A 13,335-nucleotide genomic window follows, 5' to 3' on the forward strand; every position below is an offset into this window, starting at 1 on the left:
AAAGTTCAGGCGCAAAGTAGTTGAGAAAATTGTAAATCATATGCCTGCCTGCGCAAAAGCAGTTAAAATAGAATCTATATTATTTATCCCATGCACAGACTGTTGTTGTGATCGTCACTTTCCCCGGTAGTAAATATGAGTTACACCAGCCCTTTCCGCCGGCTGGGGATCAACCACAGGCAATTGAAAAATTGACGCAGGGGATTCATGACGGCCTCAAGTTTCAAACCTTGCTGGGGGTGACAGGCTCTGGCAAGACCTACACCATGGCGAACGTGATTGCGCGCACCGGCAAACCGGCGATTGTCATGGCACCGAATAAAACCTTGGCGGCACAGCTTTATAGCGAGTTCCGCGAGTTTTTTCCCAATAATGCCGTCGAGTATTTCGTCAGCTATTACGATTATTACCAACCTGAAGCCTACGTGCCTTCGCGCGACTTGTTTATCGAAAAAGACTCCAGCATCAACGAACACATTGAGCAGATGCGTTTGTCCGCGACCAAAGCCTTGCTCGAGCGCGAAGATGCCGTGATTGTGGCTACTGTTTCGGCCATTTACGGTATTGGCGATCCGGGTGAGTACCATGGCATGGTGTTGCATATTCATCAGGGCAAAAAGATTGCACAAAAAGACATTGTTGCGCACCTGATTGCCATGCAGTATGACCGCAACGACTTTGACTTTAGCCGGGGCTGCTTCCGTGTCCGGGGCGACATTATTGACGTGTTCCCTTCAGAGAACAGTGAAACGGCGGTCAGAATCAATCTGTTTGATGACGAGATTGATACCATTCAGTTGTTTGATCCGCTGACGGGCCAGATTTTTAACAAGATACACAATTTCCGTATTTTCCCGTCCAGCCATTATGTGACCGCGCGTGAAGCGACGGTAAGGGCCATGGAAACCATCAAGGAAGAACTGCGTCAGCGCGTCAGTTTTTTTCTGAGTGAAAACAAGCTGGTAGAAGCGCAGCGCATCGAACAGCGCACGCGTTTTGACCTCGAAATGCTTAACGAAATCGGCTTTTGCAAAGGCATTGAAAATTACAGCCGTCATTTGACGGGCCGCAACCCCGGCGACCCGCCGCCGACGCTGATTGATTACCTGCCCGCTGAAGCGCTGATGATCATAGACGAGAGCCATGTGACCGTGCCGCAAATTGGGGGCATGTATCTGGGTGATCGCTCACGCAAGGCTAACCTGGTGGATTATGGCTGGCGCCTGCCCTCGGCCATGGATAATCGTCCGCTCAAGTTTGAAGAGTTTGAGCGTATTATGCGGCAATGCGTATTTGTCTCGGCCACGCCTGCCAATTACGAAAAAGAGCATCAGCAGCAAGTGGTGGAAATGATTGCTCGGCCAACCGGACTGGTAGACCCTGAAATTACCGTCAAACCTGCCGATACTCAGGTAGATGATCTGCTCGGCGAGATCAAACGCTGTGTCGCCGTGGGCGAACGCGTGCTAGCAACAACCCTGACCAAGCGCATGGCTGAAGACCTGACGGATTACCTGAGCGAACATGGCGTCAAGGTCCGCTATTTGCATAGCGATATTGATACGGTGGAACGCGTGGAGATCATCCGTGACTTGCGCCTGGGTGAGTTTGATGTGCTGGTCGGCATTAACCTGCTACGTGAAGGCCTGGACATCCCCGAGGTGTCGCTGGTGGCCGTGCTGGATGCCGATAAAGAGGGCTTTTTGCGCTCTGAGCGGTCATTGATTCAAACGGCGGGCCGTGCGGCGCGTAATTTGAATGGGCGCGTCATTTTTTATGCCAATAGCATCACACGCAGCATGAAGCTGGCGATGGATGAAGGGGACCGCCGCCGCAAGATTCAATTGGCGTTTAACGCCGAGCATGGCATTACGCCCAAAGGCGTCACCAAGCGCATTAAAGACATCATTGATGGCGTCTATGACAAGGATGAGGCCCAGCGTGAACGCAAGGCTGCGCAGGAACAGGCCAGCTATGAAAGCATGAGCGAAAAAATGCTGACTAAGGAAATCAAGCGCATTGAAAAAGCCATGCACGACGCGGCCAAAAACCTTGAGTTCGAAAAGGCGGCCCAATTCAGGGATCAACTCAAAAAACTCAAGTTACAGGCCTTTGGTGCCGAAGTAGAAGATTTGAAATGAGCATAGTAAACACCTGTATTGGATCAATCGCTGCCGTGTGCACCACGTTAGCCTTTATCCCACAAGTTTTGCAATCATGGCGTACCAGGGATTTAAGCGGCATCTCGTTGCCGATGTACACCATTTTCACTTCTGGCGTGGTGTTATGGCTGATTTATGGTCTCTTGATCGGAGATTGGCCGGTGATTATCGCCAATGCGGTGACGGCATTGCTGGCAGGGACTGTTCTTTGCTTAAAGTTGAAATCTATATTAAAAATTTGAGTCACACCTTTATTCTTTTGTTATAACTATTTTTATTTATTTAGGATACGACCATGAAAAAAATTACAAAAGCAGTCTTCCCGGTGGCAGGGCTAGGGACCCGATTTTTGCCAGCGACCAAGGCTAGCCCTAAGGAAATGCTGCCTGTCGTCGATAAGCCGCTGATTCAATATGCAGCCGAAGAGGCGATTGCCGCTGGCGCAACCGAGTTAATTTTTATCACTGGTCGCAATAAACGTTCGATTGCGGATCATTTTGACAAGGCCTATGAACTGGAAGCCGAACTCGAGGCGGCTGGCAAGCAAAAACTGCTGGATATTGTGCACAGCATTCTGCCCAAAGGCGTCAGCTGCGTGTTTATCCGCCAGTCACAAGCATTGGGCCTGGGCCATGCCGTGCTTTGCGCCAAGCCTGTGGTCGGGGATGAGCCATTTTCAGTCTTACTTGCGGACGATTTGCTGGTTGGTGATGTATCCATCACCAAACAAATGGTAGACATGTATGAAGAGCAGCAATGCTCCATTTTGGGCATTGAAACGGTTGCACCAGAAGAAACCAGCAGCTATGGCGTGGTGGATGCCGTGGCAAAAACCGATGACTTGCTCGAAGTGAAAGGCATGGTAGAAAAACCAAAACCGGAAGAAGCGCCTTCCAACCTGGCCGTGGTCGGTCGTTATGTATTGAGCCCACGCATTTTTGAGTGCCTGGAGCACGTCAAGCCAGGCAAAGGCGGCGAAATTCAACTGACAGACGGTATTTCTGCCTTGATGCAGTACGAGAAAGTCATGGCGTACCGCTACAAGGGCAAACGCTATGATTGCGGCAGCAAACTCGGCTTTATGCAGGCCAACGTTGAGTTGGGTCTCAAACATCCCGAAATCGCCGACAGCTTCAGAGCGTATCTGAAAACCCTGAGCCTCTAACGCGCATGGTTGCACCGCAGGATCAACCGCCGGCGCAGTGGCTGGCGCAGTCGCAGGTGGTATTTACCGCACAAGCGGTCAACGCCGCCATCGAGCGCGTTGCGTTACAGTTGCAGCAGCGCATGCAAGACCTTGCTAGCGAAAGCATCGTGTTGCTTTGCGTGATGCGTGGCGGCCTTTATCTGGCCGGTCAATTAATGGCGCGACTCAATCTGCCTGCACGGATTGACTACTTGCAGGCCAATCGCTATCACGGCACGGCTGGCCATGAAATTGTCTGGAGCAAGCAGCCCGAGTTAGACCTGCGTGACCAAACTGTGGTGATTGTGGACGATATTCTGGATGAGGGGATTACCTTGGCAGAAGTGGTGCGCTTTTGCCATGCGGCAGGTGCGCGCCACGTGCTCACCGCGGTGCTGACTGAAAAAGACAATGGCTTGCAAAAGCCATTGCAAGCCGATGTGGTCGGGTTGGTGGTGCCAAACCGCTACGTATTTGGCTGCGGCATGGACGTGTATGGCTGGTGGCGCAATTTGCCCGAGATTCGTGCTTTAATCTAGTCACCGCATGCATTGCACGCTGCTCTGCTCAATCCTGTTTTTTCTTAGAACGCATCCTTCTTCTTAAATAGATTTGCTAACGGAGAGGCGCGTTGCCTTTCCATTAGCAATTTATCAGGCTGATGCTCTGGCGCATGATCAATTTTTGCGCGGCGGGAAAATGCTTTTTTTCACCAACGCATGCACGCCCCAGTTGCCATCCACCACCTGCGTAATGCCAAAGTCAACCGCAATTGACATCAGTGAGATCGCCTCGTCTTCACTCAATCCTTGGGTAGTCATCAAGAAATCGCGCATTTTGCGGTAGGCATCGCGCAAGGCTAAATCGACCGAGGATTTGGCAAAAATACTATTCTGCGCATCTGGCCCCAAGTCCGCCAGGTAGTTTGGATAACTGAATCCATGAAGCAGCCATTCATCTTGCGTTTCCAGCAGTGGATATTTCAGGCTTTCCAGTGCCGTGCCGGGCAGGCTGGCTTTTTTATGCAAAATCAGCTGAAAAGTGCCGGTCAGAGAACACTCGATGGCCGTGCCACACAGCTCGGAATCGCCTTGTGACGCATGCGGATCGCCGACCGAAAATAAGCCGCCTGACACCGATACCGGGTAGTAGAGCGTGGCGCCTTTACCAATGCGCCAGTTATCTATGTTGCCGCCGGTGTAGTTGGGAGGAATCGAGTTGACCATGTCAGCTTCACTTGGCGCGACCCCCATAGTACCGAAGTGCGGACGGATAGGGATACGGACGTTTTTCAGTACATTATGATTTTCTTTGATGGTTTTATGGTCGACCGGGACGCCTGGGTAGTCAATGATGGGGTGCACAATTCCGAATGGATCGGTTTGTGGCGTCCAGCGAAAGTTATACACTGCGGACGCATAGTTTCTTTCGCCGGTCGCATCGACTTCATAAATGGTGATCACTTCACGTTTTTTCGGCTCCTCTATCGTGTCACCGTAATGAAATCCCCACCAGGCGGCAGCATTACTGCCAAAGGCCTTGCCCTTGTACAAGGGGTTAGCGCTAGGTCTGGGAGTGACATCCACAATGCGGACTTCCAGAATATCACCCGGCTCAGCGCCCTTAACTGCAATCGGCCCGGTACAAATATGGACACCTAAGCCACCCCCTGCGCCCACTTTGGCATTCATGGCGCCTATCCCGCGACGGTCTACTCCTTTGCGTTTGCTATCCCAGTAAAACACACTTTCTGCGCCCGCATCGCCTCTCACCATCCGTTCGGCATCATCATTGGCATGGTGGGTCAGGGTTTCCAGGGTCACATAGTCCCCAGACTCGACCTCAATTAACGGTTTGAGGGATTTACTGAAAAATCCCCAATGGACCGTTTTGTCATTGGCAGGGACATAAAAATGATTGGCGCGGCCCGTACCGACCTTGGGACTCTGGGCAAAGGCGTTTGACGACATGGTAATCCCCATCGCGCCAAGCGCGGCAGTGGTGCTGCCGACGGCAAAGGCATCTTTTAAAAAAGACCTCCTTGCCTCGTGAAACTCTTCTTTGATGTGTGCTTCATTACCTGGGGTAACGCCATGCTGACAACCGGGACTACAAGTATGCTCTGACATATTGAAAGACTCCACTGGGTTAAGAATGTGCAAGTGAGCTCGTTAACATGGCGCTGCTAGGCGTGATAGTCGTTGGCTCAAGGAACAAGGCTTGAGAGCGGCTGAATGACGGATAAGAGGTGTGCATGCCGCCTATGGGGGGCTGGCTGAATATGGGGAAGTTGCGCTCTATGACCTGTTACTCTTTTGCGCTGACCACCGATCTCGCGGGCCTGAAGAAAAGAGAAACAGAAGGGCTGATCACCATTGCACGGTTTACTGCCAAGCTTGTTTGTTACTATGCTCGCACCGAAGTCATCGTTGATTAATACGTTAAACAACGTAGTCGAGCTTGATGCAGGACCAGGCAGTTATTGATGCCACGGGGTTGTCGGATCAGTCAGGACGGGGCTTGCGCGCTTGCTAGAACTGTTGCGACGATCAGACGAGATCAAACATGACGCTTTAAATATATATTGATCAATTATTTATCGTATATCATTAAGTATCTCAAAACATGAGCACAGCCATGAAATTTGTTCTGTATACAAGCGTATTAAACCAAGAGCACTACGACGTATTGGTGGTGCCTGAGATCGTTAAAACTGCGCGTGCTGCAAACAGCCGTGATGGAATTACCGGTGTATTACTGTTTGATGGCTTAAATTTCACGCAATATTTTGAAGGAGAAGCGTCCAGTGTCGATGCGCTGCTAGCGAATATCCTGCGTGATCGGCGACACAAAAATATCGTGATGATCCTCAGCGGTGATCTGCCAGGGAGGCTATATGCTGACTGGGGAATGGGCTATATTGATATCAGCGACAATCAATTTGATATGGCCGCATGTCTTGCCGCGGCTGACTTTTCTGTAAACAGCTTCAAGCAAAAAATGAGTCGACTCGATGTCGAGTAGTGTGGTTGTTCTAAGCAAATAGAATGAATGGGTGAACATTAAACAGGCGTGACTAAAATGTCATCAGAATCCAGCTACGGATTTCTCATGCCTGAGATGACTGGCGGAGAAGGGGGGATTCGAACCCCCGATACGCTTTCACGTATGCCTGATTTCGAGTCAGGTACATTCAACCAGCTCTGCCACTTCTCCGGGAGGTCTTGCGTAATCATTGCGACCAGCAAGCTTTGATAAGGGCGCTAGTCTACACTGTGGTGGCCTCGCGCTTCAACAAAAATATGCAAGCAGTGTTACGCAACGGCTGATTTAGTTCAGTGGTAGCACAATCTGCACGACCAGGCCGGTTTCAGGGGCTGTCTTGTTGTTCAATGTCATTTTTCCACCGTGTTTTTCAACAATCATTCGTGCAATGGCCAGGCCGAGGCCGGTGCCACCGGTCTGGCGGGAGCGGGAGTCCTCCAGGCGCCGGAACGGTTCCAGCACGCTGGTTAGGGCAGATTCAGGAATGCCTGGGCCATTGTCCGAGACGGTACAGATGACTTGTTTACCTTTGACTTGAATGGATAAGGCAGGCGTTTTTGCATAGGCAATGGTATTGTTGAGCAGGTTGGTGAGACAGCGTGTGAGCAGATGGGCTGAGCCCATGACGGTGATTGCCTGTTCGGGTAGTGTTTTTTGAATGGCTTGGCCTGCGTCTTCAAAGTCGTCGCAAACAGCCGTTGCCAGGGCGGTGAGATCCACTTTGTTTTTGTGGATGTTTTCACCGCAGAGGCGCGCAAAATCCAGTCCTTCCCGGACCATTTCCTGGGTGGCGGTCAGATCTTTGATCAGTCCCTGCTTGAGTTCTGGGTCTTTGACTTTTTCGAGGCGCAAGCGCAGACGGGTCAACGGTGTTTGCAGGTCATGCGCGATGGCCCCCAGAATAAAGCCACGCTCCTGAATATGCTTGAGGATGCTCCGTTGCATTTCATTAAAGGCTTTGGCGGCATGGCGGACCTCTGTAGAGCCTTTATTTTCTGGCAGTGGCGGGTGCTCGATATTATGGGCGAGCTGCAAGGCCGCATCGGCCAGTTTACGCAGGGGTCTGGTGGCTACGGAGGCGACGGTCCAAATGATCAGCAATAAGCCGAGGAAGGCCAGTAAAATGGCTAAAGGGTTGCGTTCGTGCGGTGGCGGTGGTCTATGGCCGCCATAGTGCAGAGTGATCACTATCGGTGTCTGGTCTTCAAGGTGGGTGTAAATGGCCAGACATTGCCCATGCGGACGAGGCGGCGGCGAGAAACCCATGGCAGACGGCGGCGGCAGTGTCATGCGGCGTGGAGCACAATTACTGAGGGGAACCAGGTCAATCATGTCTGCCACTTCTGGCACCAGCAAGGTATTCAAGTGCGCCAGTTCTGCGGGTAAGGCGGGCACCTGTGAAGGTTTGTTGGCGCCAATGGTGACGTGGCTGCCCATACGCTTAAACACGTCTTGAATTTCGACGCGTTTTTCGGGGACGGTGGCTTCAAGTATGCGCACCATGCTCTCAATGCGGTCAAAGGCAAATTGGTCGCGCATGCGAGATTCATTTTCTTTAAAGTCCCGCTGTCCCAGCATCCTGACCGTGGTGGCGGTCAATAGAATACCGATCACCGTGATCAGGAAAATACGAACCGACATGGTGCCTAGCCATTTTTTCATCATCTTGTGTATCCGGTCATTGAATGTCACACATTATTTAATGTAACGCACTTCGGCGGTGAGTAAATAGCCTTCGTTGCGTAGCGTTTTGATCATGGATGGATTCTTAGTATCCACTTCAAGTTTCTGTCTTAATCTACTGATTTGTAAGTCTATTGACCGGTCAAATGGACCCGCCTCCCGTCCATGCATTTCTTCCATGAGCTGATCACGGCTCAAGGTGCGGTTGGCATGCAGGAGCATGAAACGCAAGAACTTGAATTCGGCATTGGAGAGGGGAATGCGCGTATGCTGGCTGTCGACCAGGGTACGGTTTTGAATATCCAGAGTCCATTCGTTAAACTCAATGAAACGCAAAAGAGCGTGATCGGTCTGCCATTCGTGATCGGGTTTGCCTGCGCTCTCCAGCATCATGCGCGACCGTCTGACCACGCTACGGATACGCGACAGCAGTTCCAGCGGCTCAAACGGTTTGGCCACGTAGTCATCTGCCCCGGTTTCCAGGCCCATGATGGTATCCAGAGAGCTGGTTCTGGCTGTGAGCATGATGATGGGCAGGAGATGATATTTGCCGGACTCGCGCAGTTCACGGCAGAGCTCAATACCACTCCGCTGCGGCATGTTGATGTCGAGGATAATGACATCAGGCATGCGCTGCTGCAACGCTTGCCACATTTGTGCATGATTGCTGGCTTGTTGTGTGCTGAGTTGATTATCCTGCAAAAAGTCGCACAATAAATCACGGATGGCATCGTCGTCATCAACGACAAGCACATGGGTATCAGGATGGCCGTCAGTCATAAAAGTGTCTCGGACTTGCAAGGGGAGTATTTGAGCACAAAAACCGGCCATTGTGGCCGGTGAGTCTGTGAAACGCGTTGAGATTATTCACGCACAGGTTTTTCGTGATGCGCATTGGCATGATGCGGATGTTGCGGTAAGGCATTTTCATCAAATGCTTTCTTCTGTGCATCATTCAGCTGGGCGTAAAATGTACGGATGGCTTTGGCACGTTCAGCCTGACGTGCGTCACGCGCTTTATCCCAGGCTTCCATTTTGTCCAGGCGTTGCAAGGTATTCAGTTTGCTTAACTCTGCAAAGTCCGGATGTTCCTTGTCTTGCGGTTTGATCTGTGCCTGATAGGTTTTCCAGGCATTTTCCTGTGCGCTTGTCAGTTGCAAAATGGTATGCAATTTTTCCTGATGCTGTTCAAAGTGCTCCAGGCGCTGTGCTTGCCAGTTGGCAGGGTCAAATTTGCCTTTACCGCAATCATGGCCATGCTCGGCAAAGGCAGTTCCGCACACCAACACCAAAAGCCCCGCGAATACCAGTTTGTTCAGTTTCATGATGGTTCCTTTCAATCACCATTGCGAATTTGCAATGATGATATTAAAACACCCGATTGTATCGGGTGTTTGTCAGGGGTGGTCAGCTGTGTAACGGAATGTATCGTCAGTTTTTAGGCAATCCCCTGGCTGGCTAAATAGTCTTCATAGTTGCCGGTAAAGTCGACAATGCCATCCGTCTTGATTTCGATAATACGGGTGGCAATCGAGCTGACAAATTCACGGTCATGGCTGACAAAAAATAAGGTGCCCTTGTATTTGTCCAGTGCCGTATTCAGCGCTTCAATCGACTCCATGTCCATATGGTTAGTCGGTTCGTCCATCAGCAAAACATTGGTTTTCGCCAGCATTAGTTTGCCGTAAAGCATGCGGCCTTTTTCACCCCCGGACAGCACTTTGACTGATTTTTTAGTGGCTTCGGTCGGGAACAGCAAACGGCCCAGCATGCTGCGCACGGTGTTGTCATCATCGCCTTGCTGGCGTTGCTTGGTCATCCATTCAAACAAGTCTTCACCTTCTGCAAACTCGTATTCATGGTCTTGCGCAAAATAGCCCAGCTTGGCTTTTTCTGCCCATTTGACTTCGCCATGCTTGGGCTGCAAATCCCCGGCCAGGCAACGCAAAAAGGTGGTTTTACCAATGCCGTTTTCACCAATGATGGCGACTTTTTCACCTGCTTCGAAGATCAATTCCACGTTGTTAAACAAGGGTTTGTCAAAGCCATGGCCGAGTTTCTTGAGCTCGACGGCATTGCGGTGCAGCTTCTCTTTGTCGTCAAATTCAAAGCGAATAAACGGATACTGGCGGCTAGAGGGTTTAAACTCTTCGACCTTGATTTTATCAATCTGTTTGGCGCGGCTGGTTGCCTGCTTGGCTTTAGACGCATTAGCAGAGAAGCGACGGACAAAGTCCTGCAAGTCTGCAATCTGCTGTTTGGCCTTGGCATTGTCCTTGGCTTGCTGATTACGTGCGGCAATGCTGGCTTCCATGTAATCATCATAGTTACCTGGATAAGAGGTAATCTTGCCGTAATCCATATCACAGGTATGGGTACAGACCTGATTTAAAAAGTGGCGGTCGTGCGAAATAATGACCATGGTGCAGTCACGATTATTGACCACATCTTCCAGCCAGCGGATGGTGTTGATGTCCAGGTTGTTGGTCGGTTCGTCCAGCAATAACACATCTGGATTTGCAAACAGGGCTTGTACCAGCAGCACACGCAACTTCCAGCCTGGGGCTACGGCGCTCATCGGGCCATTATGTTGCTCCAGGGGAATGCCTACGCCTAACAGCAATTCGCCAGCACGTGCTTCGGCAGTATAGCCGTCATACTCTGCAAATACGCCTTCCAGTTCGGCGGCACGCATGTAGTCGTCCTCGGTCGCTTCGAGGTTGGCGTAAATCGCGTCACGCTCTTGCATGGCTTTCCACATTTGCTCGTGACCCATCATGACCACGTCCAGCACGCGCTGGTCTTCATAGGCAAATTGGTCCTGCTTCAAAAAGGCCATGCGTTCGTTCGGGTCCAGGCTGACGTTGCCACTGGTAGGCTCCAGCACCCCGGCCAGGATCTTCATAAACGTGGATTTACCACAGCCATTGGCGCCAATCAGACCATAACGGTTGCCATCACCAAATTTGACGGAAACATTTTCAAACAGTGGCTTGGAGCCAAACTGCATGGTGATATTGTTCGCAACTAACATGCAAGAACTCTCAATCAATAATTAAAAAGGTGCGCCTGCTTTCAGGCATCGTAATAGAGCTAAAAACGGTTATAAATGACGACTTCATCCATGGCCAATTGGCCGCCACGTGGCTTGGCTGCTTCGAGGGCTTTCCCTACCACGACAAACATCACGGGGACATGATCTTCAGGCAAGTTGATTAATTTGGACACAGCCTCAAAATCAAAACCATCCATCGGGCAGGTGTCATAGCCCATTTCTTTGGCGGCCAGCATCAAGGTCATGGCTGCCATGCCGCAAGAACGCATGCCTTCATCGCGTTGTGCCAGAGGTTGATCAGTGTAATAGCCGTGAATGGCCTTGACCAGATAGTCACTGACTGGCTGCGGCGCGTTCACCCAGTAGCGGGCAGGGTCTTTTTCCCAGGCCTTTAAATCCGCAGTCAGGATAATCAGCAATGAGGCATCGGTGACTTGTGCCTGGTTCCAGCTCACCGCGCGGATCTGATGACGTAACACCGGGTCAGTCACGACCACAAAACGCCAGTGCTGGATGTTAAAAGCGGTCGGGGAGAGCATGGCCAGCGACAAGAGTTGCTGGATTTCTGCCTCGGTCATGCGGTGTGCAGGGTCGTAGGCTTTAATAGAGCGGCGTTGTTCAATTGCTTGGGAAACGTTCATCGTGTTTTCAGTATTTAATGTCTAAAATATCCAGTGACAAGGGACCCGCAGGCCGTTGCCAGACCGTGGTGTCACCGACTTTACGGCCGAGCAGGGCTTTGGCCACGGGCGAAACATAGCTGACTTTGTGCTGCGCAATGTCTGCCTCGTCTTCTCCAACAATCTGGTAAGCCTGTTGCGCCCCCAGTTCGTCTTCTACGGTCACGGTCGCGCCGAAGAGCACCGTATGTTGCGGCTGTTGGACGGGATCCACAAGTTGTGCGGTTTCCAGCCGTGCGACAAAGTAGCGCAGGTCGCGGTCTATCTCGGCCAGCTTCTGTTGCGCGTTGGGATCTTCCTTGCGCGCACTAAAGTGCAAGCGGTCAGCTTCCAGCGCTTTCACTGCCTGCTGCAATTGTTGCAAGCCTGCAGGCGTGACGTAATTGACATGCGCACTGATGGGGCGTTCCGGTAAATCGGTGCCCGCCAGTTCCAGATCGTCTTCTTTGACAAAGCCCCGGCTCATAGGTGAGGTGTGGATGCCTGCGCCATTTAAAAGTAATTCAGGCCTAGCGCCGCGCGCACTTCGCTCATGGTTTGAGCGGCGACTTCACGCGCTTGCTCGGTACCTTCGCGCAGCAACTGCAAAATGTAGCCTTTGTCATTGGCCAGTTCGGCCCGGCGGCTACGAATGGGTTCCAGCATTTCCTGCAATACGGCTTCCAGGCGTTTTTTTACAATGCTGTCTGCCAGTCCACCGCGTGTGTAGTGTGCTTTTAACTCGGCGACCGCTGCTTTATCCGGGTCAAACGCATCTAGATAGGTAAAGGCAATATTGCCCTCTACATGGCCAGGATCTTCAATCTTCAAATGCAAGGGATCGGTGTAGACGCGCTTGACGGCTTTGGTGACTTCGTCTGCGCTTGCACCCAGATTTATCACATTACCCAGGGATTTGCTCATCTTGGCTTTACCGTCAATGCCAGGCAAGCGGCCGAGTTCAGGCACCAGAGCCTTGGTTTCAACCAGAATCTCTTGCTTGGTTTGAATGTTTTTATAGGTGCGGTTAAAGCGGCGCACGATTTCATTGGTTTGCTCAATCATGGGAATCTGGTCTTCGCCCACTGGCACCAGCGTTGCTTTAAAGGCCGTAATATCGGCTGCCTGACTGACTGGGTAGGTGAGGAAACCGGCCGGAATGTCGCGCTCAAAATCACGCAGGCGTATCTCTTCTTTCACCGTCGGATTGCGCTCCAAACGCGCCACAGTGACCAGGTTGAGGTAGTAAAAGGCCAGCTCAGTCAGTTCAGGCACTTGCGACTGGATAAATATGGTCGACAGCTTGGGGTCTATACCGACTGCCAGATAATCCAGCGCGACTTCCACCACGTTGCGATGCACCTTGTCGATATCATCCATATTGTCGGTCAGCGCTTGCGCGTCGGCCAGCATGACATACTGTTTGTATTCATGTTGGTATTTGACGCGGTTGCGCAAACTGCCGACAAAATGACCCAAATGCAGCGGGCCAGTCGGGCGATCACCAGTAAGGATGATGGATTTAGTGCTCATTTTTTGTTCTCA

14 protein-coding genes and 1 tRNA gene are annotated in these 13,335 nt (G+C 51.4%); 6 read left to right on the forward strand and 9 right to left on the reverse strand.

The window, feature by feature from the left end; all coding sequences use genetic code 11:
- The first annotated feature begins 107 nt into the window (after nt 1–107).
- The 4 genes from uvrB to ACFQ1T_RS09025 are packed head-to-tail and all read left to right on the forward strand — an operon-like array spanning nt 108 to nt 3,887.
- The gene (gene uvrB / locus ACFQ1T_RS09010; RefSeq protein ID WP_194747899.1) at nt 108–2,141 is read left to right on the forward strand and encodes an excinuclease ABC subunit UvrB; all 2,034 of its coding nucleotides are present in this window, start codon (nt 108–110) and stop codon (nt 2,139–2,141) included.
- Nucleotides 2,138–2,404: a SemiSWEET transporter gene (locus tag ACFQ1T_RS09015; RefSeq protein WP_313987966.1), complete on the forward strand. Its 267-nt coding sequence runs from the start codon at nt 2,138–2,140 to the stop codon at nt 2,402–2,404. The genes uvrB and ACFQ1T_RS09015 overlap by 4 nt, the downstream gene beginning before the upstream one ends.
- A 53-nt stretch (nt 2,405–2,457) precedes the next feature.
- Nucleotides 2,458–3,327 carry a UTP--glucose-1-phosphate uridylyltransferase GalU gene (gene galU / locus ACFQ1T_RS09020; protein WP_194747895.1) on the forward strand — a complete coding sequence of 290 codons (870 nt, stop codon included), beginning with the start codon at nt 2,458–2,460 and terminating at the stop codon, nt 3,325–3,327.
- 5 nt (nt 3,328–3,332) lie between these two features.
- Nucleotides 3,333–3,887, forward strand: coding sequence for a hypoxanthine-guanine phosphoribosyltransferase (locus tag ACFQ1T_RS09025; protein WP_379075839.1), 555 nt, complete (start codon nt 3,333–3,335; stop codon nt 3,885–3,887).
- Nucleotides 3,888–4,025: 138 nt separating this feature from the next.
- On the opposite strand, the gene ACFQ1T_RS09030 is transcribed toward ACFQ1T_RS09025, so the two are convergent.
- Nucleotides 4,026–5,477 (reverse strand): acetamidase/formamidase family protein, encoded by a 1,452-nt coding sequence (locus ACFQ1T_RS09030; RefSeq protein WP_338654453.1) that lies wholly within the window; start codon nt 5,475–5,477, stop codon nt 4,026–4,028.
- A gap of 125 nt (nt 5,478–5,602) precedes the next feature.
- Here ACFQ1T_RS09030 and ACFQ1T_RS09035 point away from each other — a divergent pair, with 125 nt between their 5' ends.
- Both ACFQ1T_RS09035 and ACFQ1T_RS09040 read left to right on the forward strand, forming a co-directional pair.
- Nucleotides 5,603–5,785, forward strand: coding sequence for a hypothetical protein (locus ACFQ1T_RS09035; RefSeq protein WP_379075843.1), 183 nt, complete (start codon nt 5,603–5,605; stop codon nt 5,783–5,785).
- 200 nt (nt 5,786–5,985) lie between these two features.
- Nucleotides 5,986–6,372: a BLUF domain-containing protein gene (locus tag ACFQ1T_RS09040; protein WP_379075846.1), complete on the forward strand. Its 387-nt coding sequence runs from the start codon at nt 5,986–5,988 to the stop codon at nt 6,370–6,372.
- 101 nt (nt 6,373–6,473) lie between these two features.
- On the opposite strand, the gene ACFQ1T_RS09045 is transcribed toward ACFQ1T_RS09040, so the two are convergent.
- The 8 genes from ACFQ1T_RS09045 to trpS form a co-directional block, all read right to left on the reverse strand.
- Nucleotides 6,474–6,564: transfer RNA gene (locus ACFQ1T_RS09045), tRNA-Ser, on the reverse strand.
- Between the two features lie 114 nt (nt 6,565–6,678).
- Complete coding sequence (locus ACFQ1T_RS09050) at nt 6,679–8,058, reverse strand: ATP-binding protein (protein ID WP_379075849.1); 1,380 nt, start codon at nt 8,056–8,058, stop codon at nt 6,679–6,681.
- Between the two features lie 30 nt (nt 8,059–8,088).
- Entirely contained in the window at nt 8,089–8,856 is a 768-nt protein-coding gene (locus tag ACFQ1T_RS09055) for a response regulator (RefSeq protein WP_194747880.1), read from the reverse strand.
- Between the two features lie 83 nt (nt 8,857–8,939).
- Nucleotides 8,940–9,401 (reverse strand): Spy/CpxP family protein refolding chaperone, encoded by a 462-nt coding sequence (locus ACFQ1T_RS09060; protein ID WP_275355547.1) that lies wholly within the window; start codon nt 9,399–9,401, stop codon nt 8,940–8,942.
- Between the two features lie 113 nt (nt 9,402–9,514).
- Entirely contained in the window at nt 9,515–11,110 is a 1,596-nt protein-coding gene (locus ACFQ1T_RS09065; protein WP_194747877.1) for an ABC-F family ATPase, read from the reverse strand.
- A gap of 59 nt (nt 11,111–11,169) precedes the next feature.
- Entirely contained in the window at nt 11,170–11,772 is a 603-nt protein-coding gene (locus tag ACFQ1T_RS09070; RefSeq protein WP_194747875.1) for a nitroreductase family protein, read from the reverse strand.
- 7 nt (nt 11,773–11,779) lie between these two features.
- A complete protein-coding gene (locus tag ACFQ1T_RS09075) occupies nt 11,780–12,277 on the reverse strand; it encodes a GreA/GreB family elongation factor (RefSeq protein ID WP_379075854.1) in 498 nt (165 codons plus the stop codon).
- Nucleotides 12,278–12,303: 26 nt separating this feature from the next.
- Entirely contained in the window at nt 12,304–13,323 is a 1,020-nt protein-coding gene (gene trpS, locus ACFQ1T_RS09080; RefSeq protein WP_338654440.1) for a tryptophan--tRNA ligase, read from the reverse strand.
- Nucleotides 13,324–13,335 lie beyond the last annotated feature (12 nt).

The organism is Methylophilus glucosoxydans (assembly GCF_042676145.1).
In the GTDB taxonomy this organism is placed as follows: domain Bacteria; phylum Pseudomonadota; class Gammaproteobacteria; order Burkholderiales; family Methylophilaceae; genus Methylophilus; species Methylophilus glucosoxydans.

Bases quoted from the DNA above. Each gene is read 5' to 3' on its own strand.
- ACFQ1T_RS09015 (WP_313987966.1), top strand. From the start codon at position 2,138: ATGAGCATAGTAAACACCTGTATTGGATCAATCGCTGCCGTGTGCACC.
- galU (WP_194747895.1), top strand. From the start codon at position 2,458: ATGAAAAAAATTACAAAAGCAGTCTTCCCGGTGGCAGGGCTAGGGACC.
- ACFQ1T_RS09025 (WP_379075839.1), top strand. From the start codon at position 3,333: ATGGTTGCACCGCAGGATCAACCGCCGGCGCAGTGGCTGGCGCAGTCG.
- ACFQ1T_RS09030 (WP_338654453.1), bottom strand. From the start codon at position 5,477: ATGTCAGAGCATACTTGTAGTCCCGGTTGTCAGCATGGCGTTACCCCA.
- ACFQ1T_RS09035 (WP_379075843.1), top strand. From the start codon at position 5,603: ATGCCGCCTATGGGGGGCTGGCTGAATATGGGGAAGTTGCGCTCTATG.
- ACFQ1T_RS09040 (WP_379075846.1), top strand. From the start codon at position 5,986: ATGAAATTTGTTCTGTATACAAGCGTATTAAACCAAGAGCACTACGAC.
- ACFQ1T_RS09050 (WP_379075849.1), bottom strand. From the start codon at position 8,058: ATGATGAAAAAATGGCTAGGCACCATGTCGGTTCGTATTTTCCTGATC.
- ACFQ1T_RS09055 (WP_194747880.1), bottom strand. From the start codon at position 8,856: ATGACTGACGGCCATCCTGATACCCATGTGCTTGTCGTTGATGACGAC.
- ACFQ1T_RS09060 (WP_275355547.1), bottom strand. From the start codon at position 9,401: ATGAAACTGAACAAACTGGTATTCGCGGGGCTTTTGGTGTTGGTGTGC.
- ACFQ1T_RS09065 (WP_194747877.1), bottom strand. From the start codon at position 11,110: ATGTTAGTTGCGAACAATATCACCATGCAGTTTGGCTCCAAGCCACTG.
- ACFQ1T_RS09070 (WP_194747875.1), bottom strand. From the start codon at position 11,772: ATGAACGTTTCCCAAGCAATTGAACAACGCCGCTCTATTAAAGCCTAC.
- ACFQ1T_RS09075 (WP_379075854.1), bottom strand. From the start codon at position 12,277: ATGAGCCGGGGCTTTGTCAAAGAAGACGATCTGGAACTGGCGGGCACC.
- trpS (WP_338654440.1), bottom strand. From the start codon at position 13,323: ATGAGCACTAAATCCATCATCCTTACTGGTGATCGCCCGACTGGCCCG.